Here is a 25068-nt window from a genome sequence, read left to right as displayed (position 1 = left end):
GTCCGGGCCGGCGAACCGCACCTGGTCGCTGTCGGCCGTCCAGTTCGGGTTGCGGTCCAGCACCGCCTGCGCCCCCTTGCGGAAACTCGTCACCTTTCAGCCGGAAGACGATCTCGTGGTCACCGGCGACCTCGATGGAGTCGAGCTCCTTGCCGTCGTACGGGCCGTCGTAGTCGGTGCCGCCGGTGCTCCCGAACCGGTGGGTTGCTGGGCATCAGGTGCGGTCTCCGGCTCCAGGGACGATCAAGCCGGTCTCGTATGCGATGACCACGGCTTGGGCGCGGCTGGACAGCTTGAGCTTGGTCATGAGGCGGCCCAGGTGGGATTTGACGGTGGCCTCGGCGATGTTCAGGCGGGTGGCGATCTGCTGGTTGGTCAGGCCCTGGCCGACCAGGTGGAGCACGGCGGTTTCCTGGCTGGTGAGCCGGGCGAGTTCCTCGGGCCGGCGCCGGTTGGGTTCGGGCGCGGTGACGAAATGGTGGACCAGGCGCCGGGTGACGCTGGGCGCCAGCAGCACCTCGCCGCGGGCGACCGTGGCGATCGCGGCCAGCATCTGGTCGGCGGGGGTGTCCTTGAGCAGAAATCCCGAGGCGCCGGCGCGCAGGGCGGCGAAGACGTGTTCGTCCAGGTCGAAGGTGGTCAGGATGAGGATCTTCGGTGCCGGGCCGGCGGCTTGGGCGAGGATGTGGCGCGTGGCGGCGACGCCGTCCAGGTTGGGCATGCGGATGTCCATCAAGATGACATCCGGGGCGGTCGCCGCGGCCTGGGCGATGGCTTCGTGGCCGTCGGCGGCCTCGCCGACGACCGCGAGAGCGGCGTCGGTGCGGAGGAGGGCGACCAGGCCCGCGCGGACCAGGGCCTGGTCGTCGACGACCAGGACGCGGATGGTCCCGCGGTCGGTGTCGGGGCCGGTCATCGGGGTGCCCCGGGTCGTGGTGCGCTCTGCTGCGGGTGGGCCGTGGCGAAAGCGGGCTCGGCGAGTGGGGAGGCGGGCAGGTGCGCGGTCACGGTGAAGCCGCCGTCCGGACGTGGGCCGGCGGTGAGGGTGCCGCCGTAGAGGGTGACTCGTTCGCGCATGCCGATCAGGCCGTGCCCGTCGGCGCTGTGCCCGGTGGTGGCCGGGCCGTTGTTGCCGACCTGCAGCGTGACCGCGGCGGGCTGGTAGGTCAGGGTAAGGGTCACGTCGGCGTGTGGGGCGTGTTTGAGCACGTTGGTCAATGATTCCTGGGTGATGCGGTACAGGCACCGGTCCACGCCGGGCGGCAGCGGGCGTACCTGACCGGAGGTTTCCCGCCGGATCGACAGGCCGGACAGGCGGGAGCGTTCCAGCAGCGTGTCCAGCTGGGCCAGCCCCGGCTGCGGGGCGTAGGAGTCCTCGCCGGTGTCGGACGTGAGGCGCAGGACCGACAGCATGTTCCGGAGTTCGGCCAGTGCCTCGCGGGTGGTGGCGGCGATCGCGGTGAATGCTTCGCGTGCGGCGTCGGGCTCGGTGTCGATCAGGCGGCCGCCGGCACCGGACTGGATCGAGACGACCGACAGGTGGTGGGCGACCACGTCGTGCAGTTCCCTGGCGATGCGCACGCGTTCTTCGGCGACCGCTCGCCGGGCTTTCTCCTCGCGTTCGATCTCCAGGTGGCGGGCGTGCTCGATGAGGTCCTGGTGGCGCAGCCGGCGGCTGCGCACCCCCTCCCCGATGGCCCAGGCCGCGCCGAGCTGAAGCGCGTTCTCGACCAGGCTCTTGACGATCGCGAAGGTCAGCCCGGACCTGATGAGGTCGGGAACGAGGATGCCCGCCATCAACACCAGGGCCAGGACGCCGTCGCGGTAGCCCTCCCGGCGGTAGGCCGCGACGGTGTAGAGGCTGACCAGCACCGGCGGGGCCTGGAATCCGTTGGGATAGCCGGCCAGGCCGCAGCCGATCAGGCCCACCGTGATCACCGCAAGGACGGGGACGGGGTGGCGCCTGCGCAGCACCAGCGGCGCGCTGGTGAGCACCGCCAGCAGGTACGCCAGCACGACCGGGTCATGGGCGGACAAGGCGGCCTGCGTCACCGCCAGCGCGGTCGACACACCGGCCAGCAGGCTGTCGGCGACCATCACCGGCAAGCCGCGCCACCAGCGGCCCCATCGTCGCACCACGTTCATGAGACGAAGGTAGCCGCGAGCGTGACCTGCTTTGTCCTCCTTTGGGAGGAGTCGTCGTTAGGGCAGCGGTTGCAGAGAAGCGGGCGGTTGGTGTGCCGGTGGCAGGGCCCGGATCGACCTTCCGCACGATGTCCAACGGCTGCTCAGGCCCCTAGTTTGGATACAGCCGGTGATCAATGATCAACAGGGGCGCCCCTGAGACCGGACACATCACTACCGGAGCGTCGAAATTCGACGCGTGCTGGATCCGCAGGAAACAACCCCTTCACCAAGGAATGACGCATGCTCCTCATCAAGAGTGGAACGGCTGCCGCAGTAGCACTCACGGCCGGAATCGGATTGGGCGCCGCCGGACCGGCGCAGGCGGCCACCCCCCTGGACCGCTTCCACCATCAGACGATCACCTGGCGCGCCTGCGCAACCGGACCCGGCGATCAGATGGGCGAACAGATGGACGCCGCCGGTGCTCGATGCGCCACCGTTCTGGTCCCGATGGACTACCGCAGACCGCAGGGGCGGACCCTCTCCATCGCGCTCTCCCGGATCAAGGCCACCGATTCCTCCCGGCGCCGCGGCGTCCTGCTGCTCAACCCCGGCGGGCCGGGCGGCGCCGGCCTCTCGATGACGCTCCTGGGCAAGGAGATGCCCGAGGTCGCGGCCCGTTACGACCTGGTGGGCATGGACCCCCGATTCGTCGGCCGCAGCACACCGATCAGCTGCCGGTGGCAGACCGACACCTTCCTCCGCTCGGCGGGACCCGACCGGCGTACCTTCGATGAGGGGGTGCGCCTCGCCGAACAGTTGGCGGCCGGCTGCGCCAAGGGCAACCTCCAGACCCTGCCGTACGCCACGACCAGGAACACCGCACGCGACATGGACGTGATCCGGGCCGCGCTCGGCGAGCAGAAGCTGTCCTACCTCGGCTACTCCTACGGCACCTACCTGGGCGCGACCTACCTGCAGATGTTCGGCTCGCGGGCCGACCGGGTGGTGCTCGACAGCGCCGTCGACCCGCGGGTGTACGGCCCGCGCATGCTCTCACGCGCCGCCCCCGCGATCGACGCCGCGCTGCGGCGCTGGGCGTCCTGGGCCGCATCACATGACAAGGAGTACGGGCTGGGCGGGACACGTGACGCCGTCCTGGCGACCGTAGAGAAGATCAACCGGCATCCCGTGAAGATCGGCGCATACCGTGTCGATGCCCATGTCGTGCCGTACTGGCTGTTCGTACGCCTCTACAGCGACGGCCCGCAGTCCTATGCCGTCCTCGCCGAGGAGGCGCGGGCGCTGAGCCGCGGCGGCGGGACACCGCCGCCCGCCTCGCTGAAGGAATTCCTCGACGGCCTGTTCACCGGTGCCGGAGAGGCCTCGGACCGGGCGGGCACGGCGATCCTGTGCGGTGACCGGGCCGCACCCCGCGACCCGGAGACCTACTACCGCGACATCCAGCGGTACCGCACCGCCGAACCACTGTTCGGGCCGCTCGTCCGCAACATCACCCCGTGCGCGTTCTGGCCGGTCAAGCCGCTTGAAGCGCCCACGAGGATCGGCAACTCCGTACCGGCGTTGATCGTCGGCGCGGCCGGCGACCCCGCGACGCCCTATCCGGGCCAGCAGGCCATGCACCGGGCGCTGACCGGCTCCCGCATGATCACATTGAACGGCGCCTTCCGCCACGGCGTCTACCTCGCGGCGGGCAACGCCTGCGTCGACACCAAGGTCACCAGCTACCTGGTCGACGGTGTCCTGCCCGTTAAGGACGTCACCTGCGGCCGCCCGGCCGTCTGACACGTTCGCGCCCCCTGGGGTCAGCGACGGCGGTGCGCAAGATCCGCGCCCGGGCCGACGCGCACCCCGATCGCGGCCGTGATCGGCTCGTTGGGGAAGCCTTCCGCGCCGGTGCCGCGAGGGCGAACGCCATGGATCAGGGGCGGTTGTCCCCTCTGCCGTGGTTCTGGTTTCCCTCACAACTACTGTGCGGCTGGTGACACGGACCCGAGCCGCGGCCCTTCCAGGAGCGGCAGGCCCGCCGCGTACCGCCGGAAGAAGCCGGCGGTCGGGGTGTTCATCAGCGGATACCACCACAATGGGCAACCACAGCTCAAACCACATAACTCAGTACTCGAGCGACACAGGGTTCAGCGAACCCGCAGATCGGACGCAGTCACCGAACATTCGCGCCCCACACGCAGCCGATGCCATGCGCGGGAATGCGGTCAGCCCTTGACGGTGAGGAGCGGGCGCAGCTCGGCCACCGGGTCCGCCACACCTCCAGCGTGCAGGCTCGACACCACGGGTCCGATGTCCTTGTACGCCCACGGAGCTTCCTGCTTGAGGTCGCGCCGCCAGGCCGCCATCACGTCCGCGCGGCGCGCCACGGCCGGATCGCGGTGGTCCAGCGGCGTGACCACGCGGAACTCCCGTAGGAACGCGTCGAGGTCGCGGTCGCCGGCCCGTGCGGTGGCGCCGCGCGGGACTCGCCGTCCGGCGCCGTGGCAGGCGCTGGCCGACGTGCGAGCGTTGCCGTGGCCCCGCAGCAGGTAGCTCGACGCTCCCATCGACCCGGGCACGATCACGGGCTCGCCCCAGATCGCGTACGGGCCGCCGCTCATCTGCTCGTGACCACCCGCCGGCGTCGCGCCTTTGCGGTGGATGACGCGATCCTCCTCCTGCCAGAACAGGTTGTGCGGCGCGTCGTAGACCAGGCGCGCCGTCATCTGACCGCATTCGGCGGCGAGTCCGGCCCGCATGGTGAGGGCGAGGAAGAACCGATTGCCCGAGGCGAAGTTGGCGGCGTTGCCGAAGGCGTCCAGGTAGCGGCGCCGGGCGGCGGCCGTGCGCTCGTTCAGCAGGAACGGCAGGATCCGGTTGCGGGGTCGCGACAACCCCGGCGGCCAGGTCTGGCGCAGCCGGTCCAGCGCCGTCGCGTTGGCCTGGTGTCCCAGCGCCAGTGAGCCGCTGTGCACCATCAGGACGACCGCGCCCGCCGTCAGGCCCCACGCGTACGCGGCGGCGGGATCGTGGACCCGTGCCACGTACTGCAGTTCGGCGAAGTGGTTGCCGCCGCCGATGCTGCCGATGAGGCTGTCATGGCTGGCGGCCTCGGTGCCGCCCGCGCTGGTGATCCAGTCGGCGAACGCCTCGGCGGTACCGGTCGGGTGCGCCCGAGCGTGCATGCGGTCAAGGCAGTCCTCGGTGTCGGTCGGCTGGTGACCTCGCCAGGGGGCGTCGCCGGTGAGCAAGAGGCCCGGGAGCCCGTCGCGCAGGAGTGCCTCCCGCTGGGCGGGAGTGAGGGCGATGCGGCGGCCGCCCTCGAAGAACAAGTGCCGCAGCCGCCGTTCCAGGGCCTCCAGGCGCGGCCGTACCTGCTCCACGGTGAGTGAGGTCACCTCCAGCCGCATGCCGCAGTTGACGTCGTTGCCGACCGCCTGCGGGAGCAGCGCGCCCTCGGTCTCGATGACCGTGCCGATCGGGATGCCCGCGCCCTTGTGGAAGTCAGGGGTGAGGACGAGGCGGACCAGGCGGGGCAGCGGACCGTCGTGGCCGGGTACGGCCTCGGCGAGGCGGTCGAGGGTGTCGGCGGTCTCCAGGACGGACAGCACTTCGTCGACGGCGGCCGGTTCGAGAGGCACACGTTCGTCGGCACAGATGTCGACGGGGATGTCCCAAGGGTTCGGGAGGGTGAGCCAGTGCTCGTCGCGGCGCAGGAGACGGCGGTCCTGACGGGTGCGCATGATGGTGAAGTCCTTCGGGCTGCTGAAAGCGATGCAAGGGGCGGGCACGACCGAAATCGCGCCGAAGAAGGCGACGGACCGGAGCCGCCGCCGCGGGCCTCGTGGTTCAGCAGCCGCGAGGTGAAGGCGTGCCCGACTGTAGTACGGCACGCGCCGCCCACACCACGGATTTACGCCTCCGCCGAGGAGGCGATGCCGGCGCTGTCCACCCGCCATCAAGTCCACGAGGGAAGGCCCGGAGGACGGGAGTACGTCAGCCTGAAGTGGATCCTCTACACCAATGCCTCGGTACGTCCGGTGACAACGTCACGCGATTCAACGGCAGGGCGAGATCTATGGCTCTTCTATGCGCGTTACCGCCTGAACCGGACGAGTAAGTTCTGGGTCAGCGTCAAGGATTCGGCCGGCGCCTGCTCCCCCTGATCGCGGAGATATCACATGCCGAAACCCACCGAGCTCTACGACCTGTTGGCCACCCGAGGGTTCGAGGGTGCGGCCGAATATCCGGGTTTCCACATCGTGTGGGCCGAAGGGATGGGTGGCAACGAGCTGGCCCGGCGGCTCGGCGCCGATCCGAACAATGCTCACCGGTGCGGCCTGGACGACGTCGCCGGTCTCGGTGGCGGCCGTGCTGGCATGTGGGCCGGCGCTGCCGACGGATGGGTGCAGGCCTTCATGTTCGACTGGTCTCCGCATGACTTCTGCTGGATCCAGGAGGCGTCGCACGGAACGCGCCTGCTGAACATTGAATGCGCCAGCGGTCATCGTCTGGACTGGGCCGTCGACGGCATCACGGTGGTCAGACTCAACCTCGTCTGGCCGAGTCAGCGGGCCGGGGCCGACCCCACGGCGCTCGACCCGCTCATGCGAGACCTGCACTTCCAACTGGACGAACCGGGGACATCTTCAACGAAGATCCCACCACGGTCGACGTGAGCGTGACATCAGCTCTCCGGCCGGCGGGTCGCCTCACCGGGCGGGAGATCGACGCCGGGCTGCCCCACCGTCACGGCTGCAGGACGAGCTTCTCCCCGGACGCCGAGCCCGAGCGGTCGGAGATCTACGCCTACGACCTCACCGGCGGCGGCGAACGCGGGACGAACGTTCGCCCACGACCGCGGCACCGGTACGAGTCACCTGGCCATCCTGGACGCCGCCGACCTGGCCGCGCCCCCGCTCGCCGAGGTGCACCTCCCGGTGCGCATCCCCACGGGCTTCCACGGCAACCGGATCCCGGTCTGCCCCAGGCCACCGGGTCACCCCAGCTTGAGCAGCAGTTCGGTGAGCTCGCCCGGCATGGTGATCATGCAGTCGTGGCCCGTCGGCAGCTCCCACACCTGTGCGGGGCTGCCGTTGGGCTGCGTCGCCGGGACGGACCGCCGCGTGATGCCCTCCGGTACGCCCGCGACGCAGTGGATGTGCGTCCGCGGGATCGCGTGCGTGGCGGGGTTGTCCAGCCGGACCGGCTGCTGGAGGCAGAGCGCCGACTGGTCCGACAGCATCGCCCGCAGCCAGGCCACGTCCGCCGGGTCGGTGACCCCGAACAGGCCCAGGGGCGGCGGCAGCTCGGGCATCGGCGGGATCCGCCAGCCGGTCCCGGACTGCGCGGCGCGGTCGATGAGGGCCTGGGTGACGGGTTGCACGTCCACCGCGCTCTCGCCGTCCTCCGGGACCATCGCGTCGAGGTAGACCAGGTGGGCGATGCGTTCCGGGATGCGGTTGGCGGCGGAGGAGATGACCAGCCCGGCGTAGCTGTGGCCGACCAGGATCACGTCGGTGAGGTCGTTCGCGGTGATCAGCTCGACGATGTCGCCGGCGTGGGTGTCCAGTCCCACCTCGGGGCCGAGCAGATGGGCCCTGTCGCCGTGGCCGGTCAGCGACGGCGCGGCCGCCTGGTGCCCGGCCGAGGTCAGGAGCGGGACCACCCGCTCCCAGCATCGTCCGCTGTGCCAGGCCCCGTGTACCAGCACGTACGTTGACATGTGCGGCTCCTCGCTCATCAAAGGGGTGTTCGTTCCCGAAGGAGGTTTCCGCTCGTCCGCCGGCGCAGCCAGAGCCCTCGCGATCCTGGGGGTGAGGGGGCCAGGCACGCGCCGACGTGCGCCGTTACCGTGGGGCGCATGAGCGGCGAATCCAACCTTCTGGGCGAATACGTACGCGCCCGCCGGGAGCTCGTCACTCCTGAGCAGGCCGGCATCCCCTCCGTGGGCGTACGGCGGGTGCCGGGCCTGCGCCGGGAGGAGGTCGCGATGCTCGCCGGCATCAGCGCCGACTACTACCTGCGCCTGGAGCAGGGCCGCAACCGCAACCCGTCCGCGCAGGTGTTGGTGTCCCTCGCGCGCGTGCTGCGGCTCGACGACGACGCGACGGCCTATCTGCTGCGCCTCGGCGCGGGCGATCCCCGGCGGCGACGGCGGCGGCCCCGCAAGGAGAGCGTTCCCACGGGCATCGCCAAGCTCGTCGCCGCGCTCCCGCTGCCCGCGTACGTGGAGGGCCGCTCCTTCGACGTCCTGGCCGCCAACGCGCCGGCGTCCGCCCTGTCGCCGCGGCTCGTGGCGGGGCGCAACCGCCTGCGGGACGTGTTCCTCGACCCCGCCGAGCAGGCTCTCTACCCGGACTGGGAGAACGCCGCGCAGGGCATGGTCGCCGGCTTCCGCAAGTCCGTCGGCGCCGACATCGACGATCCCCGGTTCGTCGAACTCGTCGGCGAGCTCTCCCTCGCCAGCCCGCTGTTCAGCAGGCTCTGGGCCCGCCACGACGTGAACACGTGCGAAGGCGCGCCCAAGCGCCTCGACCATCCCCAGGTCGGTGAGCTGTGGCTGAACCGGGAGAGGCTGGGCGTGAGCGGCGCGGCGGGCCAGACGCTCATCGTGCTGCACCCGGACCCCGGCACCGGCAGCGCCGAGAAGCTGGCGCTCCTCGCCTCCGTCACACCTTTCCCCGTAAAGTCACCCTGAGATCAGGGTTATCTGGAGGAGGGACGACGATGAGCCCCCGACTGCTCTGGTCCATCCCCAACGAGGCCCGGCCATCGGGGCGACGACGCCGTCGCCGGCCACAACAGCCTCCAAACGCTCACCGCCCAGGCCACCCCGGCCGGTACGGCGCCGCCGGCGCGGCCACGAGCTGACCGGCCGGCTCCGCCGCGGACGTGGCCGCGTCCTTGCGCGACTGCCAGGCCCTCGGCATCACCCATTTCATCCTGTCCGACACCCCCTACCTGCCGGAGCTGGTCCGCCAGGGCGACCGGCTCCTGCCACCGCTGCGGCGGGAGCCGGCGGAAGGTGTGACTCAGGCGGAGGGGCGCAGGCGGCGCTCGGCCGGCGGGATCAGCAGCACCTCCAGCGCGCGGGCGCAGGCCCGCGCGTGCGCGGCGAACCAGTCGATCCGCGCGTCGCTGATGACCAGCGGCGTGGAGCGCACGGCCAGCGCGTAGCGGACGTGGTTGTGCCGGTCGAGCACCGGCACCGCGACGGTGCGGATGCCGTCACCCGACTCCCCGTCGTTGAGCGCGTACCCGGACTCGCGCACGCGGACCAGCTCCTCGCGCAGTTCGGCGTGGTCCACGATGGTGCGGCCGGTCAGCGCCGGCAGCGGGCCGAGTGCCTCCAGGTCGGCGCTGCCCTCCGGGTCCCAGGCCAGCAGCACCTTGCCCAGCGCCGTGGAGTGCAGGGGGCGGCGCAGCCCGGCGCCGCTGTCGGGGTTGAGCGAGCCGCCGCTCAGGATGACCGCGTGCCGGTCGTTGCGGACGGCCAGGTCCACGGTGGCGGAGGTGATGCGGGCCAGCTCGGCCAGTTCGGGGGCGATGCGGTGCAGGCCGCGCCGGTGGAAGGAGAGCTGCCCCAGCTCCGTGATGGACGGCCCCAGCCGGTAGCGGCCGGTGCGCGCCTCCTGCTCCAGGAAGCCCGTGGCGGCCAGCGTCCTGGCCAGGCGGTGGGTGGTCGAGGTGGACAGCCCCATCCTGCGCGCCAGGTCGGACAGGCCGAGCGAGGCGTCACCGCCCCCGAAGCAACCGAGCAGGCCGATCGCCCTGCGCACCGACTGGACGCTGTCGTCTGTTGCCATGCGGGAAACTCCGTCTTCCGAGTAGGGAGATCGGGGACCAGGTGAGAGCCGGTCCAGCCGGGAACGCTTCCCGCATCGCGGGACAATCTTTGCATTCCCTACCAATTTACAAGCAAACTCTGGGCCATGACCACAGCCGCACTCGACGCCATCTGGTTCACCCGCTGTCCCGTCCCCACCGCCACAGGCATCGCGGCCGACCAGGGCTGGCTGGCGGCAGAGTTCGCCGGCGACGGGATCGAGGTCCGCTCGCTGCAGGACGACGACCCCGGCGTGCCCCGCGAGACCCACTACACCCATGCTCTGACCGGCCTGTTCCGCGAGGGCGGCAACGTGCCGGCGCTGTGGGCGCGCTCGCGCGGCGAGGCGACCAGGCTCATCGGGCTCACCTGGATCGAGGAGCGGCAGGTCGTGCTGGTGCGCGGCGGCACCGCCCTGGAGAGCCCCGAGCAGCTCAAGGGCCTGCGGCTGGCGGCGCCCCGGCATCGCATCGCCATCGACTTCTGGCGGGCCATGGCCCTGCGCGGCTTCCACGGCGCGCTCTCCCTGGCCGGGCTCGGGCTCGATGACGCCGAACTGGTGGACGTCGAGGCCGAGCCAGGCGGCGGCCAGTGGGAGGCGGAGCTGGCCGCGCTGGCCGCCGGCCGGGTGGACGCGGTCTACGTCAAGGGCGCGCTCGCCGTCGAGGCCGCCCTGCGCCACGGTGCGGAGGTGGGCATCGACCTGGACGCCGCGCCGGACCGGCGCGCGCGGATCAACAACGGCACCCCCCGCCCGATCACCGTCCACCAGCGCCTGCTGGACGAACATCCGCAGGTGGTCACCCGCTTCCTGGCCGTCCTGCTGCGCGCCGCGGACTGGGCCGCCGCGCACCCGTCCGAGGTGGCCAGGATCCTGGCCGCGGAGACCGGCGCCGGCGCGACCGGCGTGGCCGCGGCCTACCGCCCGGGCGCCTCGCTCCACCTCGACCTGTCCGCCGAACGCCTCGATCTGCTGGCCGAGCAGGAGCGCTTCCTGCGCGGCCACGGCTTCCTCGAATCACCCGTGGACGTCGCCGCCTGGGCCGACCACACCCCGCTCCAAGGAGTCACCCATGCGTAAGCTGCTGCTCGCCCTTCCGTTCGCCCTCCTGGCCACGGCCTGCGGCGGCCCGGACACCACCACCAGCGCCGCCGGCCAGGAGCAGGTCGTCGTGCGCATCTCCGACCCCGGCAACAGCGGCTTCCTGGCCGTCGCGAAGAAGGACGGCAGCCTGGACGCGGCCCTGGCCAAGGTCAACGCCAAGGTCAAGTGGGCCGGTGACTTCTCCGTGTTCGCCCCGGCCGCCCAGGCCATCAACGCGGGCTCGCTCGACATCGCCACCGGCTCGATCACCTCCGGCGTCACCGCGCTGGCCGTCAAGCCCAGTTTCAAGATCTTCGCCACCGTCCCGCCCGACCTGGCCGGGGAGGGCATCGTGGTGAAGAAGGACTCGCCGATCAGGTCCGTGGCCGATCTGGCCGGGCGCAGCGTGGCCGTCGGGCACGGCGGCACCAGCGAGTATCTGCTGCTCAAGGCGTTGCAGACGTTCGACGTGCCGGTCGAGAAGGTCAAGCGGGTCTATCTGCCGCCGCCGCAGACCGCGCCGGTCTTCGGCTCGGGCAAGGTGGACGCCTGGTCCACCTTCTCCACCTTCCTCATCCCCGCCGTCACCGATCTGGACGCGCGCGTCCTGGCCGACGGCGAGGCGATCAAGTCGGACAACTACGTGATCTACGTGGCCGCCAACAAGCTGCTGCAGGAGCATCCCGAGGTGGTCAAGGCGCTGTTCGCGTTCATCAAGGAGGGCAGCGCCAAGGAGATCGCCGACCCGGCGGCGTACCTGAACGTCTTCACCCAGACCGGCCCGCAGGCCGTGCAGGGCGAGCAGAAGGAGCTCGTGGTCGGCATCCAGAAGAAGGGCAGGCCCGTCCAGGCGGTCACCGCCGCCGAGATTACGAAATATCAGGACGTGGCGAGGTTCTTTCTCGACCAGAAGGTGCTCACCGCGCCGTTGGACGTCTCCCAGCACGTCGTGGACGTGAACACGCTCGGGAGCGCGCGGTCATGAGCGTGGCCACTCACACGGAGGCCGGCGTCGAAGGGCTCGTCGCGCCCCAGCCGCCGCGCACGTCCGGCCGCCACCCGGCCGTCACGCTAGCGCTGCGCGCCGCCGGCCCCGTCCTGCTGCTCGCCGCCTGGTACGCGGCCACCGCCACCGGCGCCCTCACCCAGGACGTGCTCGCCGGCCCTCAGGACGTCGTCGACACCTTCGGCGAGCTGTGGGCCGACGGCCAGCTTCCCGAGGCGCTGCGCGTGTCGGTCACCAGGGCCGGGCTCGGCCTGCTGCTGGGCGCCTCCACGGGGCTGGCGCTGGGCGTCGTCTCCGGCTTCACCCGGCTCGGCGAGGAGCTCGTCGACTCCTCGATGCAGGCCCTGCGCGCCATCCCGTTCCTGGCGCTGACCTCGCTGTTCATCGTCTGGTTCGGGATCGAGGAGGCGTCCAAGATCCTGCTGATCGGGGTGGCCTGCACGTTCCCCATGTACATCAACGTCTCCAGCGGGGTGCGCAACGTGGACCGCAAGGTCGTCGAGGCGGCCCGCTCGTTCGGACTGGGCCGGCTGGCCATCGCCCGCGAGGTCGTGCTGCCGGGCGCGCTGCCGTCGATCTTCGCCGGGCTGCGGTTGTCCACCACGCTCAGCGTGATCGCGCTCATCGCCGCCGAGGAGATCAACGTGACGGCCGGGCTCGGCTACCTCATGGCCCGGGCCACCGACTACCTGCGCACCGACATCCTCGCCCTGTGCGTGCTGCTGTACGCGGTGATCGGGCTCGCCGCCGACCTGGCCCTGCGGCTGGCCGAGCGGGTCACGATGCCCTGGCGCAGGGCGGTGACGATCCGATGAGCCTCGCCGTACGCACCCGGGGGCTGCGCAAGGTCTTCGGCGAGCGGGCCGTGCTCGACGGGGTGGACCTGGACGTGCGGCGCGGCGAGTTCCTGGCGCTGCTCGGCGCGAGCGGCACCGGCAAGACCACGCTCCTGCGCATCCTGGCCGGGCTGGACGCGGCCGGCGGCGGCAGCGTGCTGGTGCCGCCGGTGCGCACCGTCGTCTTCCAGGAGCCGCGGCTCGTCCCGTCCAAGCGCGCCCTCGCCAACGTGATCATCGGGCAGGGCCGCGCCGCCCGCGCCAAGGGCCTGGCGGCCCTGGCCGAGGTGGGGCTGAGCAGCCATGCCGACGCCTGGCCCGCGACGCTGTCCGGCGGCGAGGCCCAGCGCGTCGCGCTGGCCAGGGCCCTGGTACGCGAGCCGGAGCTGCTGCTGCTCGACGAGCCGTTCGCCGCGCTGGACGCCCTGACCCGGCTGCACATGCAGGACCTGATCGCCGAGCTGTGCGCCCGGCACCGCCCGGCCGTGGTGCTGGTCACGCATGACGTGGAGGAGGCGATCCTGCTCGCCGACCGGATCGCGGTGCTGCGCGCGGGCACGTTCGTCACCGATGTGCGGGTCGAGCTCGACCGGCCGCGCGGCCGTACCGACCCCGACTTCGTCGAGCTGCGCCGCCGGCTCCTCGCCGACCTCGGCGTGGACGCCCACGCGGGAGCGGCGCCATGACGGCGCCCGGGAGCAGGGCCATGACGGCGACGGGCTGGATCGCCGAGAACGCCGCCGCGCTGACCGGGCTCGCCGACCGGATCTGGGCCTACGCCGAGCCGTCGCTGCGCGAATGGCGCTCGGCGCCGGCCACCGCCGCGCTCCTGCGCGCGCACGGCTTCACGATCGCGTGGGGCACGGCCGGCCTGCCTGCCGCGTTCGTCGCCACCCACGGCGACCGCGGGCCGGTGCTGGGCTTCAACGTCGAGTACGACGCCCTGCCCGGCCTGTCCCAGCGGGCCGGCGCGGCCCGGCACGAACCGGTCGTGTTCGAGGGCGACGAGTACGCCCCCGCCTACGGCCCCGGCCACGGCTGCGGCCACAACGCCCTGGCGGCGGCGTCGGCAGGCGCGGCCATCGCCGCCGCCACGGCACTGGGGAGCCGGGCCACGATCAAGGTGTTCGCGTCCACCGGCGAGGAGCACCTGGTCGGGAAGGCGTACGCGGTGCGCGACGGCGCCTACGACGGGCTGGACGCCTTCCTCGACTGGCACCCCGCCCCCGTCACCGGCACCGGCTGGGACGTCACCAGCGCCCTGTACTCGGCCACGTTCTCCTTCCTCGGCTCGCCCGGCCACGGCTCGAACCCGCTGGGCACCCGCAGCGGCCTGGACGGCGCGCTGCTGCTGACGGAGATGGTCGAGCGCCTGCGCGCCGGCCACGTCTCCCCCTCCGGCCGCGTCAGCTACACGATCAGCGGCGGCGGCGCCCCCAACGTCACCCCCGACCTGCGGACGGTCTGGGTCTACGTACGCGAGTCCACGGCCGCCGCCGCCAGGACCCTCTACGACCAGGTCGTGACCTGCGCCCACGCCGCCGCCGCCGGCAGCGGGACCCGGCTGGAGCACCGCCTGGTCACCGCCATCAGGCAGGGGCTCGGCAACCGGGCGGGCGCCGAGCTGCTGCACCACACGATGAGCGAGCTGGGGCCGCCGGCGTTCACCGACGCCGACCACGCGTTCGCGCGGCGGCTGCAGGCGGCGATCGGCCGCCCGCCTGCCGGCCTGGCCGGCGAGGTGCTGCCGCTGCGCCCGCCCGCCGGTCCTGACCTCGGCGGCCCGTCCAGCGACACCTCCGAGGTGAGCTGGACGGCGCCGCACCTCAGCCTGGTCGCGGCCGTGGTGCCGCTCGGGGTGCCCCTGCACTCGTGGGCGGCCACCGCGGCGACCGGCACCCCGATCGCACACGCCGGGCTGCTGGCCGCCGCCCGCTACCTGGCCACGGCGGCGGTCACGCTGGTCGAGCAGCCCGAGACGCTGGCGGCGGTCGGCGCGGAGTTCGACGCCCGCGAGCGGGAGCCCGCGCTCCTGCCGGCCGGCGCCGAGCCGCCGTACCACCTGCCGCCGCCCGGCTTCCTCGACGAGACGGGCCAGTCGCCGCGGCCGGCCCGGACGCCGCCCGTTTCCGCTGAACCCCTAGGAAAGATCTGACATGTCCGTCCTGCTCATCTCCGGCAGCCCATCGGCCGCCTCGCGCACCGTACGCCTGCTCGACCACCTGGCCGGGCGGCTGGGCCGGCCCGCCACCGTACTGCGCCTTCGTGACCTGCCCGCCGAGGCCCTGCTGCGCGGCGACACCACCCATCCCGAGCTGGCCCGCGCCACCGCGCAGGTGGCCGCGGCGGACACGATCGTCGTCGCCACCCCGATCTACAAGGCGTCCTACACCGGGCTGCTGAAGGCGTTCCTGGACGTCCTGCCGCAGGGCGCGTTCGCCGGCAAGACGGTGGTGCCGATCGCCACCGGCGGCACCCCGGCCCACCTGCTGGCCGTGGACTACGCCCTGCGCCCGGTGCTGAGCGTGCTCGGCGCGCGGCACGTCACGCGCGGCCTGTTCGTGCTGGACAGCCAGATCGAGCCGCTGGCCGGGGAGCTGCTCCCGCGCATCGACGCCCTGCTGGAAGAGGTCCCGCTGGGGGCGGCGGCATGACGGCGCACCGCACCGCGCGCTTCCACCTGGTCCTGCCCACCACGAGCCCCGCCCCCGCCGAGCTGCCGGCCTTCGTCACCGACGTGCGGCCGGCGCTCGCCGACCCCGCCGGGCGGGCCGCCGTGGCCGCGGACCTGTCCGGGTGGGCGGGCGCGCTATCGCCCTTCGACCCCGCCGGCCAGGAATCTCTCGCCGTCGCCGCCAACGCCCTGCGCCGCACCCGCCACCTGCGGGTCGTCGCCGAGTTCCACCCGGCCGTGGCCACCCCGGTCTACGCGGCCAAGCTCTCGGCGTCCCTGCAGCGTTTCTCCGCCGGACGGCTCGGCTGGCGGCTCGCGGTGGATCTGGACCCGGCCGTGGCCAGGGCGCAGGGCGACTTCCTGACCGGCGCCGCCCGGTTCGCCCGCGCCGACGAGTTCCTCACCGTGGCCAAGGGCGTCTGGGGCGGCGGCCCGTTCGACTTCGCCGGGGACTTCTACGAGGTGGTCAAGGGCGGCTTCGGCGCGCCGCTGTCGTCCCCGCCCTTCCCCCAGGTGCACCTGTCGGGCGCCTCGCCCGAGGCCCTGGAGCTGTCGCGCCGCCACGCCGACGTGCACGTCTTCGCGGCCGGTGACGACCTGGCGGCCCTCATCCCCGAGCTGCCCGGCCTGCGCTACGGCGTGCACCTGCCCTCGATCGAGGCCGCCGACGAGTACGCCGCGCTCGGCGTCACCGAGTTCTTCCTCCAGACCGAGGACGTCTACCGCCTCGGCGAGCACGTGAAGGAGCGGTCTGTTGACCGTTGACATCTACTGGCGCATACACATGGAGGGCGACCAGCCCTCGCTGCGCCGCCGCGTCCGCAGCCGAGGCGGTTTCGCCCCCGGCGGCACCGCCCCCGGCACCAGGGACGGCCGGGACGACGGCTACAGCCACGCCGACTACATGGCCGAGGTCGCCAGGGCCGCCGAGGACAGCGGCTTCACCGGCGGGCTGCTGCCGAACTTCCCGCACACCGACGACCCGTGGGCCGCCGCCGCGACCCTGGCCCGCGAGACCACGTCGTACCGCTTCATGGTGGCCTTCCAGCCCGGCTTCCTGCACCCCGTCCAGGCCGCCCGGATGACGGCCACGCTGCAACGGGCCACCGGTGGCCGGATCGTCTACAACGTCATCTCCGGCGGCGGCGGCCCGGCGCAGCTCTGGTGGGGCGACAAGGTGGACCACGACGACCGCTACGCGCGCACCTCGGAGTTCCTGGACGTGCTCAAGGGCGTCTGGCAGGGCGGGCACACCCACCGGGGCCGCTTCTACCAGGTGGAGAACGCCGGGCTGCCGGAGGAGCTGGCCGGGCAGCCGTTCCCCGAGATCTTCTTCTCCGGCTCCTCCCCCGCCGCCATCGACGCCGCCGGCCGGCACGCCGACTACTACCTGTCCTGGCTGGAGCCGTTCGAGGCGCTGAAGGAGAAGTTCGACGCGGTGCGCGCGCACAGTGCCACGCCGCCCCGGTTCGCCGTGCGGGTGGACCTGCTGGCCCGGGAGAGCGAGGAGGAGGCGTGGGCGGAGATCGAGGCCGGCTGGCGGGCCCGGCCGCGCGAGAGCGACGCCGGCGAGGGCGACTCCGTCGGCGTGCGACGCAGCCGCGCCTTCCTCGCCGGAGCCGGTGACGACCCCCGCGCCCTGGAGGTCGCCCCGCACGTGTGGGGCGGGTTCAGCCAACTGCGCGACGGCCCGGCCTTCGGCCTGGTCGGCGACTACCACCAGGTCGCCGACCGCCTCGACCGGCTGCTGGACCTCGGGGTGGACGCGCTCGTCCTGGCCGGGATCCCCCATCTCGAAGAGGCCCGCCGCGTGGGCCGCCACGTTTTGCCGCTACTGAAAGGACGCTCCTGATGACCACCAAGGTCGGCTTCTTCCCGCAGAACAACACGCTCTGGGTGGCCCGCCACCTGGACCTGCTGCCCGACGTGGAGTGGGTGGACCTGAACGCCCTCGGCCGGGGCGAGCGCGTCGATCCCACCAGAGCCCTCCCGTCCGCCCACGGCGACCACCTGTTCGACGGCGGATACGACTTCATCGGCACCGGCTCCACGCCCCCGGTCACCGCCCAGGCCAAGGGGCACGACATCGTGTACGTGGCGATATCGGGGCCGCGGGTCGAGAACGGCCGCCTGGTGGTGCGGGACGACTCCCCGATCGGCTCGGTGGCGGAGCTGAAGGGCAGGCGGGTGGCGCTCGGGCACGGCTCCTGGCAGACCACCCTGCTGCTGCTGGCGCTGGAGCGGGCCGGGCTCGGGTGGGGCGACATCGTCCCGGTGGACGCCTACGGCAACGCCGCCGAGCTGCTGGTGAACGGCGACGTGGACGCCTGGGTGGGCTCCTACCCGTACCTGACGCCGGTCGAGTCGCGCACCCGGACGCTGGTGGAGACCGAGGGCCTGTTCAGCCACCGCTCGCTCTGGTTCACCCGCCGCGACTTCGCCCGGGAACAGCCGGCGGAGCTGGCCAGGATCGTCACCGCGCTGCAGCGGGCTGACCGCTGGACGGAGGAGCACCCGCGCGAGGCCGCGGCCCTGTTCGACGGCGAACTCGACGCGTGGGAGCACGCGCTGCGCACCCGCCCGTGGGGGCTGCACCCGGTCAGCGCGGAGTTCGTCGCCGAGCAGCAGCACGCCGCCGACCTGTTCCACGCCAACGGGCTCATCGAGCGGAAGATCACGGTCGCGGACGCCGTCCTCCCCGAGATCGGCGAGCTGGTGACGCGAACCCGGTGACTCCCGTCCTCTCCGCCGCCCACGCGGCAGCGGAGAGGACGGCCTTCGATCACGGCGGCACGTCCTGCGCTCGCAAGCCGGCGCCGGACTGGCCTGCGACTTCATCGAGACCGTCACTCTCAGCGGACAACGCCAACGCAGGGCTCAATTGATCAGGCCATCGCAGCGTGCGCGCCGCCAACCACGGCATCCGCCATGTTGAAGACGGTCGCATCGACCGGCGGGTACGGGGCATGACCCCGTACCCGCAGCGCCGCGACGGCGTCGGCAACCGGCGAGCTGTATTCGGGTGGGGTCGAAAGACAATCTTGTCGAGCATGGTCGAGGAGAAGATCGTGAGCAAGGTCTACGTCATCGGCGTCGGAATGACCAAGTTCGAGAAGCCTGGACGCCGCAAGCCGCGATGGCCAAGGAGTCCGGTACCAGGGCGCTGAACGACGCCGGGATCGCGTTCGAGCAGGCCCACGGCGGGTTCATGTTCGGAGAGTCACCTCGGGCCAGCGCGCGGCCTACGAACTCGGCCTGACCGGGATCCCCATCACGAACGTGAACGACAACTGCGCCATCGGGTCGACCGCGCCCTACCTGGCGGCGAACGCGATCCGCGGCGGTCTGGCCGACTGCACGCTCGCGCTGGGATCCGAGAAGGGAGAGGCGGTTCAGGGTACGAACTCGATGCCGGGGTATCGCGGGGACGGCTTGGACAACAGGTGGTTGTCATGGTGGCGCAGGTGAAGGTCGAAGAACGCGCCCAGGTAGGCCCGTTGGGCGGCGACGGCCCGGTCGGCGTCGATCGTGCCGATGCGCTCGGTCATGGCGGCGACCACCTGTGGCGGAATCGGGAGGGTCTTGGCCAGTTGCTGCACCAGTGGGGCCAGGTCGGTGTAGGTGTGGTGTCCGGAGCCGCGCAGGCGCAGATGGCGACGCCAGCCGCGCAAGTGCGACCAGAACTGTGCCCAGGACGGGTCGGTGTCGCGTCCATGGCTGGCGCTGGCCATCAGCATGAAGGGGCGGTCAAGGCCGGTGGTGGCGGCGGCGACAATGCTGCCGTCCAGGTCGACGCCGGCCCGGATCCGGCGGTCTCCAGCCATCGTGTACGCGGCCGTGGCGCCGCCGAGCGAATGTCCGAACATGCCGATCCTGGACATGTCGAGGGAGCCTGACACGCCGTGGGGCAACTGGCGGTGTCCGGCATCGGGATGCCCCCCGGCATTCAGCCTGGCGAGTTCGTCAAGCACGAACCTGGTGTCGTCGTTGCGGACCCGCAGTGCCGTGGCGAAGTCGGCATCGGTCGGCCGGGCCGGTTGCCGGCTCACCTCGAGCCGCCCGCCGGGGAACTCCACGATCTGGGCTTCGTAGGTGTGATCGATGGTGACCACCACGTAACCTCGGCTGGCCAGGTCCTCGACCAGCGTGGTGCCGAGCTCGCGCATCGCGGCGTACCCCGGGGAGAAGAGCACGACCGGATGGCCGCGGCGGCGCGCCCTGACGGGGGCGTCCTGGAGAGCATGGGTCAGCGGGAAGCCGACGTCGTCCATCGACGTTTGAAGGCTGCGGCTGGTCTGCTGCCTGTACAGCTTTGTCGCCGCTGGTGAGAGCCAGGGAGCCCGCCGGTGGCCGCCGGCGTTCCGGGTGGGGTACCACAGGCTGATCATCAGTTCGCGTGGCGCGGGTGGCGAAGTCCACGGGTCCCGACGTGAACGGTCGATCAGATGCAGCGAGGTCGTTGCTATCCGATGAGGGCCAGTCGGTGCCGGCAGGGTCAGCTGAACCCGGCCCCTGCGGTGCCCGACGGCCGTCGGTGTGGCCTGCGTCCTGGAAGCGGCGTCGGCGGTGCGGCGGTCTGCCGCAACCGTCCCGGTGATGGCGGATAACAGTCCCACCGTTCCAGCCGCCGCCAGCATTGAGCGGCGTGTCAGGCCGGGTGTCCATGCGCTCATCTGGCTCCCTCGTCAGCGGTCCAAGATTCCGAACATGATCCACTGATACTGGCGTCACGACGATGACAGCGACAGGCCGCGAACGTGATCTCGGGGTATGACCAGGGACATCCCTGACCCACTCACCGGGGAGCGGCACCATCGCCGTGCTCTTCCTCGACACTGTGACGATCGCCGCTGCGCGGGCGCAGGTCTCGTACAGCAGCCGCCATAGGGTTCTGTCGCGGACGCACGGCCACCACCCTTCCCCGTGCAGGACCTCCTTGCGCGGGATGCGGGCAGCGAGCTCGAAGGGCGTCGGGAGAGGTCACGCGGTCCATCCCGGCTTGCGGATCAGCCGGGTGTGGAGCGCAGGCCGTCGAGGAGGAGGTCGAGGAGATGGCCGGACTGCTGGTCTCGGTCGGGTTCCGTCTCTGTGGCCAGGGCGATGGCGTTGACGAATTTGAGCAGTTGCCCGGCGGTGACGTCCTGGCGGATGGCGTTCGACTGCTGGGCTCGGGTGAGCAGTGCGGTGACCGAGGTGACGATGGCCGTGCGGCACCATGACTCCTCCTGCGTTCCCACTGCAGCCATGAGGGAGGCGGCCAGGCCACGGGTCGTACTGCCCTGGGCGACGACGGCCTTGAGCCAGGACATCAGGGCCTCGCCGGGCGAGGCGGACGACAGCAGTGCCTCGGCCTGGCGGCACAGGGCCCCGACGTGGTCGCGGTATACGGCTTCGAGCAGGGCCTGCCGGGTCGGGAAGTGGCGATAGAGGGTCGCGTTCCCGACGCCTGCCCGCTGGGCGATCTCGTCGAGCGGCGCCTGGGATCCCTGTTCGGCGAAGGTCGATCTCGCGGCGGCGAGGATGCGCTCGTAGTTGCGCGCCGCGTCGGCCCGCATGGGCTTGGCCGTTGGCTGGGTCACGGTACTTCCAGATTGCATAAACGGGGATAGTCCCCATATCATAGCGCAGGCCGCTAACCGGGGAATCTCCCCGGTTAGCTAGGGAGGTTCATGTGGCCGAACTGGCCGAGTACGCGAGCACGTACGCCGAACACTTCGCGATGAAGCGGAGTGACGGTGTGCTGCTGCTGCGGATGCACACCGGCGGCGGGTCCTGGATGGCCGGACCGGAGCCGGACCTGCGCGAGTCCGGGCCGGCGCGGTGCCGGGTGGCGGCCGGCACCTGGTCTTTCAGGAACTCCTCGGCCTCAAGCGCAGCGCCATGGCGCTCTACACCGGCGCGGGCAAAGATGCCGCACCCCACGCCGTGCTCCAGCGTCCGTGGAAGCGGCGCCTGGTGGACGACCTGGGCTTCGGCCCTGCGCACCAACTGTTCGAAACGTGATCAAGGAGTAACTGGTGGAGAACATCGTCGCGGTGACAGGCGCCACCGGAACCCAGGGCGGTGCGGCTGCCCGTGCGCTGCTGGGGGCCGGGTGGCGCGTGCGGGCCCTGGTACGTAACACTCAATCGGCGAGCGCCCGCGCGCTGGCCGAGGCGGGTGCCGAACTGGCGCACGGTGACATGGACGACCGCGCCTCGCTCGACGCCGCGTTCCGCGGCGTGTACGGCGTTTTCAGCGTCCAGCCCACCGCGGGCTACCCGGGAACGCCACCGAACTTCACCGTCGAGGATGAATTGCGGCTGGGCAGGAATGTCGCGGACGCGGCCGCCGACGCCCACATCGAGCATCTCGTCTACGCCTCGGTCGGCGCCGCCGACGCCGGCCACGGCATTCGCCGCTGGGAGAGCAAGGCGGAACTGGAGACCCATGCCTGGCGGCTTGGCACGCCGACCACGGTGCTGCGGCCGGTCCGGTTCATGGACAACCAGGTCGATCCGCGTTTCGGCACCCACGACGGTGTGCTGGCCGACGTCATCTTCCCCGATGTGCCGGTGCAGCTCATCGCGGGTACGGACATCGGCGCCTTCGCCGCCCTGGCCTTCGCCGACCCCGCCCAGTACGTGGGCGAGACCCTCGAACTGGCGGGCGACGAGCTCACCATGACCCAGATCGCGCACGTCATGGAGCAGGTGCTGCATGAGCCGATCACCTACCGGCCCATTCCGCGCGAGGTCCTTCTGGACAAGGGCCATGACGCCATCGCCGGCTACGAGTTCGCCAACCACGGAGGCGGCTGGTACGCCGACATTCCGGCCCTGCGCGAGCGGCACCCCGGCCTGATGACCTTCGCCGCCTGGCTGGAGCGGGAGGGCGCGGAGAGGTACACCGCCGCCCGGAAACGCGACTGACAGCTTGAGGGAACCGCCGGCAGACCTGCCCACCAGCCGGGCGCGGACGTCGAACTCCCTTCCCCTGGCGGCGTTCAGCTGTCGGCGCCCGGGGACGGCAGGCCGGATTCGAGGTGAGCCAGCGCGTCGTCGAGCAGTTGCCGGTGTCGTTGGGTGAACCCTTCGGACAGGTCGTTCGCGGCGGCGTTCCAGGCGGCGATGGCGACTCCGATGGCAGCCCCTGAGACGGTCAGGAGGTGAATGTCGTCGGTGGGGCGGTCGAGACGCCGCGCGAGGGCTTCGGTGAGCAGCGGTAGCGCGGCGGCGATCTGGCCGGGCACTCGGGCACGCAGGTCGGGGACGCTGCGCAGCAGTTCCTCGCGTTGCCGGTTGAGCGTGTGTTGTTCAGGCGTGGCGGTGTCGATGAGCGAGGTGATCGCCTGACGCAACGCGCCGACGAGGGCCGACGCCTCCAGATGCTGCGGGAGCGCGTCGATCACCATCACGTCGGCGATGTCATGCAAGACGAGGTCGGCTTTGGTCGGGAAGTAGCGGAAGAACGTCGCCCGTGAGACGTCGGCGGCTTCGGCGATCTCGTCGATCGTGGTGTTCTCGTAGCCGTTCTCCGCGAACAGGCGCATGGCCTCGCGCTGGATCGAGGCCTGGACCCGGGCCTTCTTGCGTTCTCGTAGCGACACCTGGCTGGTGTCGCCGGCCGGCCGTCGTCTCGCCATCGTTCACTCCCGGCTGGATTCGCCCGTCCGCGGGGCGCGGAACCGTTCGGTCATCTGTTGCAGCTTGTCGAGTTGCCCCGCCTCGCCGATGGCCATCCCCCAAAGCTGGTGGGCGGTGTGGAAACCGAGGTCGTCGACGAAGGCGCGCTTCCACGGCCTGCTGGCGATCGCGTGGGTGAGCAGTCGTGAGGCCCGTGGTCGCCCCATCATCATCTCAGCGATCTCCCAGGCCCTCGGCAGCAGGCGTTCGCGTGGCAGCACCTCATTGACCAGGCCCAGCCGGAGCGCGGTGGGGCCGTCGATCGGTTCGCCGGTGTACATGTAGTACGACGCGCGCTTGGTGCCGAGCGTGTGTTGCAGGGTCAGCCCCATCCCGTCTCCCGGTACGCCGCCCCCCAGGAAATGCGGGTCGAAGAAGTCGGCGTCCTCCGTGCAGAGGGTGATGTCGCAGATCGTAGCGAACTCGCAGTGCGTACCCGGCCCGTTGACGGCGGCGATGGTCGGGATGTCCATGGCGGATACGAAGTGCTCCAGCAGCTTGACCATGTCGCCGTACATCTTGAGCTGGCTGTCGGTGCTCCACTGCGGGAACGGGGTGTGCCACAGCTCGGCTGGGTCGCCGGTGTGCCAGCGGTCGCCGGTGCCGGTGATGATCAGGACTTCGTTCTCCGGGTCGTTGCCCACCTGCGCCCACGCCTGGTGCCAGGCATTGTGGCCGATCCAGCTGTGTTTGAACGGCCCGCCGTCGGTGTGCATCCGCAGCTCGATGATTCCGTCGCGGCGGGTCATCACGAAGAACTCCTCGTACTTCTTGGAGTACTCCTCGAATGGCGTCGGCGTGACTCGGCCGTCCCAGGGTGACAGGTGCTCTGGCATGTGGTGCTCCTTGTTGATCGGAGTGCTGGTCGTGGTGTCCCACCGACTCCATCATGATACTAGTCTCAATTGAGACTAGTATCATGATGGAGGAAGAATGACTGACGTTGTGCTCGGCCTCGCCCGTGACCTGGCGATCTCACCCTGGCTCTACCTGGTGTTGTTCCTGTGCGCGGCGCTGGACGGCTTCTTGCCCCTCCTGCCCAGCGAGGGCGTCCTGCTCCTGTCCGGAGCGTTCGCCGCCACCGGCCGTCCTCACGTGGTGCTGGTGGCCCTGGTCGCAGCCGCCGGCGCCTTCGTCGGCGATCACATCTGCTACCTGATCGGGCGACGCCTCGGCCCACCTGTGTTGCGCCGCCTGCGGCCCGAGACGAAACGCCATACCGCTGTCACCTGGCTGTCCGGGCTCCTCGACCGTCGCGGCGGGGTCATCGTCGTCATCGGCCGGTTCCTTCCTGGCCTACGGTCGATCACCACGCTGACCGCCGGAATGACCGGCTACCCGTGGCGCGCCTTCGCGCCCTTCGACGCGATCGGCGCGCTGATCTGGGGTGTCGCGGGCGCGTGCCTGGGCTACTTCACCGGCGCCGCATTCCAGGACTCACCGGCGCGAGGACTGGTCGTGTCGCTCGTCCTCGTGGCCGTCGTGATCACACTCGGCGAGATCGGACGGCTTGTGCGACGCCGTTCAGAACAGTCCTGAAGATCCGGCACCCACACCTTGACGGGGTATCGGCGCCGGAATCGGGCTGTAACGTTCGGGCATGACCACCAGGCGACGCCTGCGTGACGCCGCCGCTACGGCCTCCTCAAGCCGGCGACTGACGTGGCCGGAGGCACACACGCCGCCCAAGCCGGATCGATGGAGCGCTTCTCGCTTCACATCGGACCGGCGTCCGGCGGCTCGCCATCATGTCGTGAGAGGTGAAATTGGGAATCGTCACCCTGCACAGCACGGACCTGCCGCCCGACCAGCGATTCGACTGGTGGTGCGACCTGATCAG

25 protein-coding genes and 1 pseudogene are annotated in these 25068 nt (G+C 71.3%); 16 read left to right on the top strand and 10 right to left on the bottom strand.

What is annotated here, in order from left to right; genetic code table 11:
* Window positions 1-214: 214 nt before the first annotated feature.
* Window positions 215-916: a response regulator transcription factor gene (locus tag ABZ444_RS49015; protein WP_358011659.1), complete on the bottom strand. Its 702-nt coding sequence runs from the start codon at window positions 914-916 to the stop codon at window positions 215-217.
* The gene (locus ABZ444_RS49010) at window positions 913-2145 is read right to left on the bottom strand and encodes a sensor histidine kinase (RefSeq protein WP_358011657.1); all 1233 of its coding nucleotides are present in this window, start codon (window positions 2143-2145) and stop codon (window positions 913-915) included. Before ABZ444_RS49010 ends, ABZ444_RS49015 begins: the two co-directional genes overlap by 4 nt.
* Window positions 2146-2637: 492 nt before the next feature.
* Between ABZ444_RS49010 and ABZ444_RS49005 the strand changes: the two genes are divergently transcribed.
* Window positions 2638-3933 (top strand): alpha/beta hydrolase, encoded by a 1296-nt coding sequence (locus ABZ444_RS49005; RefSeq protein WP_358011654.1) that lies wholly within the window; start codon window positions 2638-2640, stop codon window positions 3931-3933.
* A gap of 428 nt (window positions 3934-4361) precedes the next feature.
* On the opposite strand, the gene ABZ444_RS49000 is transcribed toward ABZ444_RS49005, so the two are convergent.
* The gene (locus ABZ444_RS49000) at window positions 4362-5879 is read right to left on the bottom strand and encodes an RtcB family protein (RefSeq protein WP_358011651.1); all 1518 of its coding nucleotides are present in this window, start codon (window positions 5877-5879) and stop codon (window positions 4362-4364) included.
* 438 nt (window positions 5880-6317) lie between these two features.
* Here ABZ444_RS49000 and ABZ444_RS48995 point away from each other — a divergent pair, with 438 nt between their 5' ends.
* Together ABZ444_RS48995 and ABZ444_RS48990 are read left to right on the top strand one after the other, a co-directional pair.
* Window positions 6318-6815 (top strand): DUF6461 domain-containing protein, encoded by a 498-nt coding sequence (locus ABZ444_RS48995; protein ID WP_358011649.1) that lies wholly within the window; start codon window positions 6318-6320, stop codon window positions 6813-6815.
* A gap of 177 nt (window positions 6816-6992) precedes the next feature.
* A pseudogene (locus ABZ444_RS48990) lies at window positions 6993-7094 on the top strand (hypothetical protein); the annotation flags it as partial.
* 41 nt (window positions 7095-7135) lie between these two features.
* Here the strand turns inward: ABZ444_RS48990 and ABZ444_RS48985 are convergent.
* Window positions 7136-7861 carry an alpha/beta hydrolase gene (locus ABZ444_RS48985; protein ID WP_358011646.1) on the bottom strand — a complete coding sequence of 242 codons (726 nt, stop codon included), beginning with the start codon at window positions 7859-7861 and terminating at the stop codon, window positions 7136-7138.
* 138 nt (window positions 7862-7999) lie between these two features.
* Between ABZ444_RS48985 and ABZ444_RS48980 the strand changes: the two genes are divergently transcribed.
* Window positions 8000-8836 (top strand): helix-turn-helix transcriptional regulator, encoded by an 837-nt coding sequence (locus ABZ444_RS48980; protein ID WP_358011644.1) that lies wholly within the window; start codon window positions 8000-8002, stop codon window positions 8834-8836.
* Window positions 8837-9170: 334 nt separating this feature from the next.
* Here the strand turns inward: ABZ444_RS48980 and ABZ444_RS48975 are convergent, their stop codons facing one another.
* A complete protein-coding gene (locus tag ABZ444_RS48975; RefSeq protein ID WP_125629983.1) occupies window positions 9171-9944 on the bottom strand; it encodes an IclR family transcriptional regulator in 774 nt (257 codons plus the stop codon).
* Window positions 9945-10070: 126 nt separating this feature from the next.
* On the opposite strand from ABZ444_RS48975, the gene ABZ444_RS48970 reads away from it, so the two are divergent.
* The 10 genes from ABZ444_RS48970 to ABZ444_RS48925 all read left to right on the top strand — a co-directional run bounded on the left by ABZ444_RS48970 (window position 10071) and on the right by ABZ444_RS48925 (window position 18731).
* Window positions 10071-11045 (top strand): ABC transporter substrate-binding protein, encoded by a 975-nt coding sequence (locus tag ABZ444_RS48970; protein WP_358011641.1) that lies wholly within the window; start codon window positions 10071-10073, stop codon window positions 11043-11045.
* Window positions 11038-12033 carry an ABC transporter substrate-binding protein gene (locus tag ABZ444_RS48965; protein WP_358011639.1) on the top strand — a complete coding sequence of 332 codons (996 nt, stop codon included), beginning with the start codon at window positions 11038-11040 and terminating at the stop codon, window positions 12031-12033. The genes ABZ444_RS48970 and ABZ444_RS48965 overlap by 8 nt, the downstream gene beginning before the upstream one ends.
* Window positions 12030-12869, top strand: a complete 840-nt coding sequence (locus ABZ444_RS48960; RefSeq protein WP_358011637.1) for an ABC transporter permease subunit — start codon at window positions 12030-12032, stop codon at window positions 12867-12869. Before ABZ444_RS48965 ends, ABZ444_RS48960 begins: the two co-directional genes overlap by 4 nt.
* On the top strand, window positions 12866-13576 hold the full coding sequence (locus ABZ444_RS48955) for an ABC transporter ATP-binding protein (protein ID WP_358011635.1): 711 nt from the start codon (window positions 12866-12868) through the stop codon (window positions 13574-13576). Before ABZ444_RS48960 ends, ABZ444_RS48955 begins: the two co-directional genes overlap by 4 nt.
* Entirely contained in the window at window positions 13573-15045 is a 1473-nt protein-coding gene (locus tag ABZ444_RS48950) for a hypothetical protein (RefSeq protein WP_358011633.1), read from the top strand. Before ABZ444_RS48955 ends, ABZ444_RS48950 begins: the two co-directional genes overlap by 4 nt.
* A 1-nt stretch (window position 15046) precedes the next feature.
* Window positions 15047-15544 (top strand): NADPH-dependent FMN reductase, encoded by a 498-nt coding sequence (ssuE, locus tag ABZ444_RS48945; RefSeq protein ID WP_358011630.1) that lies wholly within the window; start codon window positions 15047-15049, stop codon window positions 15542-15544.
* Complete coding sequence (locus ABZ444_RS48940) at window positions 15541-16329, top strand: LLM class flavin-dependent oxidoreductase (protein WP_358011628.1); 789 nt, start codon at window positions 15541-15543, stop codon at window positions 16327-16329. Before ssuE ends, ABZ444_RS48940 begins: the two co-directional genes overlap by 4 nt.
* Window positions 16319-17416: an LLM class flavin-dependent oxidoreductase gene (locus ABZ444_RS48935; protein WP_358011626.1), complete on the top strand. Its 1098-nt coding sequence runs from the start codon at window positions 16319-16321 to the stop codon at window positions 17414-17416. Before ABZ444_RS48940 ends, ABZ444_RS48935 begins: the two co-directional genes overlap by 11 nt.
* Window positions 17416-18297: an ABC transporter substrate-binding protein gene (locus ABZ444_RS48930; RefSeq protein WP_358011624.1), complete on the top strand. Its 882-nt coding sequence runs from the start codon at window positions 17416-17418 to the stop codon at window positions 18295-18297. Before ABZ444_RS48935 ends, ABZ444_RS48930 begins: the two co-directional genes overlap by 1 nt.
* Before the next feature lie 167 nt (window positions 18298-18464).
* Complete coding sequence (locus ABZ444_RS48925; RefSeq protein ID WP_358011621.1) at window positions 18465-18731, top strand: hypothetical protein; 267 nt, start codon at window positions 18465-18467, stop codon at window positions 18729-18731.
* Between the two features lie 225 nt (window positions 18732-18956).
* Here ABZ444_RS48925 and ABZ444_RS48920 read toward each other — a convergent pair whose 3' ends face one another.
* The 3 genes from ABZ444_RS48920 to ABZ444_RS48910 form a co-directional block, all read right to left on the bottom strand.
* Window positions 18957-20237 carry a lipase gene (locus ABZ444_RS48920; protein ID WP_358011618.1) on the bottom strand — a complete coding sequence of 427 codons (1281 nt, stop codon included), beginning with the start codon at window positions 20235-20237 and terminating at the stop codon, window positions 18957-18959.
* A gap of 333 nt (window positions 20238-20570) precedes the next feature.
* Window positions 20571-21143: a TetR/AcrR family transcriptional regulator gene (locus tag ABZ444_RS48915; RefSeq protein ID WP_358011616.1), complete on the bottom strand. Its 573-nt coding sequence runs from the start codon at window positions 21141-21143 to the stop codon at window positions 20571-20573.
* An 88-nt stretch (window positions 21144-21231) separates the two neighbouring features.
* Window positions 21232-21552, bottom strand: coding sequence for a hypothetical protein (locus ABZ444_RS48910; protein ID WP_358011614.1), 321 nt, complete (start codon window positions 21550-21552; stop codon window positions 21232-21234).
* Window positions 21553-21581: 29 nt separating this feature from the next.
* On the opposite strand from ABZ444_RS48910, the gene ABZ444_RS48905 reads away from it, so the two are divergent.
* Window positions 21582-22475 carry an NmrA family NAD(P)-binding protein gene (locus ABZ444_RS48905; protein WP_358011611.1) on the top strand — a complete coding sequence of 298 codons (894 nt, stop codon included), beginning with the start codon at window positions 21582-21584 and terminating at the stop codon, window positions 22473-22475.
* Window positions 22476-22549: 74 nt separating this feature from the next.
* Here ABZ444_RS48905 and ABZ444_RS48900 read toward each other — a convergent pair whose 3' ends face one another.
* Both ABZ444_RS48900 and ABZ444_RS48895 read right to left on the bottom strand, forming a co-directional pair.
* Window positions 22550-23188 carry a TetR family transcriptional regulator gene (locus tag ABZ444_RS48900; RefSeq protein ID WP_358011608.1) on the bottom strand — a complete coding sequence of 213 codons (639 nt, stop codon included), beginning with the start codon at window positions 23186-23188 and terminating at the stop codon, window positions 22550-22552.
* A gap of 3 nt (window positions 23189-23191) precedes the next feature.
* On the bottom strand, window positions 23192-24064 hold the full coding sequence (locus ABZ444_RS48895; protein ID WP_358011606.1) for an enoyl-CoA hydratase/isomerase family protein: 873 nt from the start codon (window positions 24062-24064) through the stop codon (window positions 23192-23194).
* 97 nt (window positions 24065-24161) lie between these two features.
* Between ABZ444_RS48895 and ABZ444_RS48890 the strand changes: the two genes are divergently transcribed.
* Complete coding sequence (locus tag ABZ444_RS48890; RefSeq protein WP_358011603.1) at window positions 24162-24767, top strand: DedA family protein; 606 nt, start codon at window positions 24162-24164, stop codon at window positions 24765-24767.
* Window positions 24768-25068: the final 301 nt, after the last annotated feature.

Origin of the sequence: Nonomuraea sp. NPDC005730 (assembly GCF_040630865.1) — a bacterium.
Lineage (GTDB): Bacteria > Actinomycetota > Actinomycetes > Streptosporangiales > Streptosporangiaceae > Nonomuraea.
Note: the sequence above shows the minus strand (reverse complement) of the source record. Positions and strands in the feature narration are given on the sequence as shown.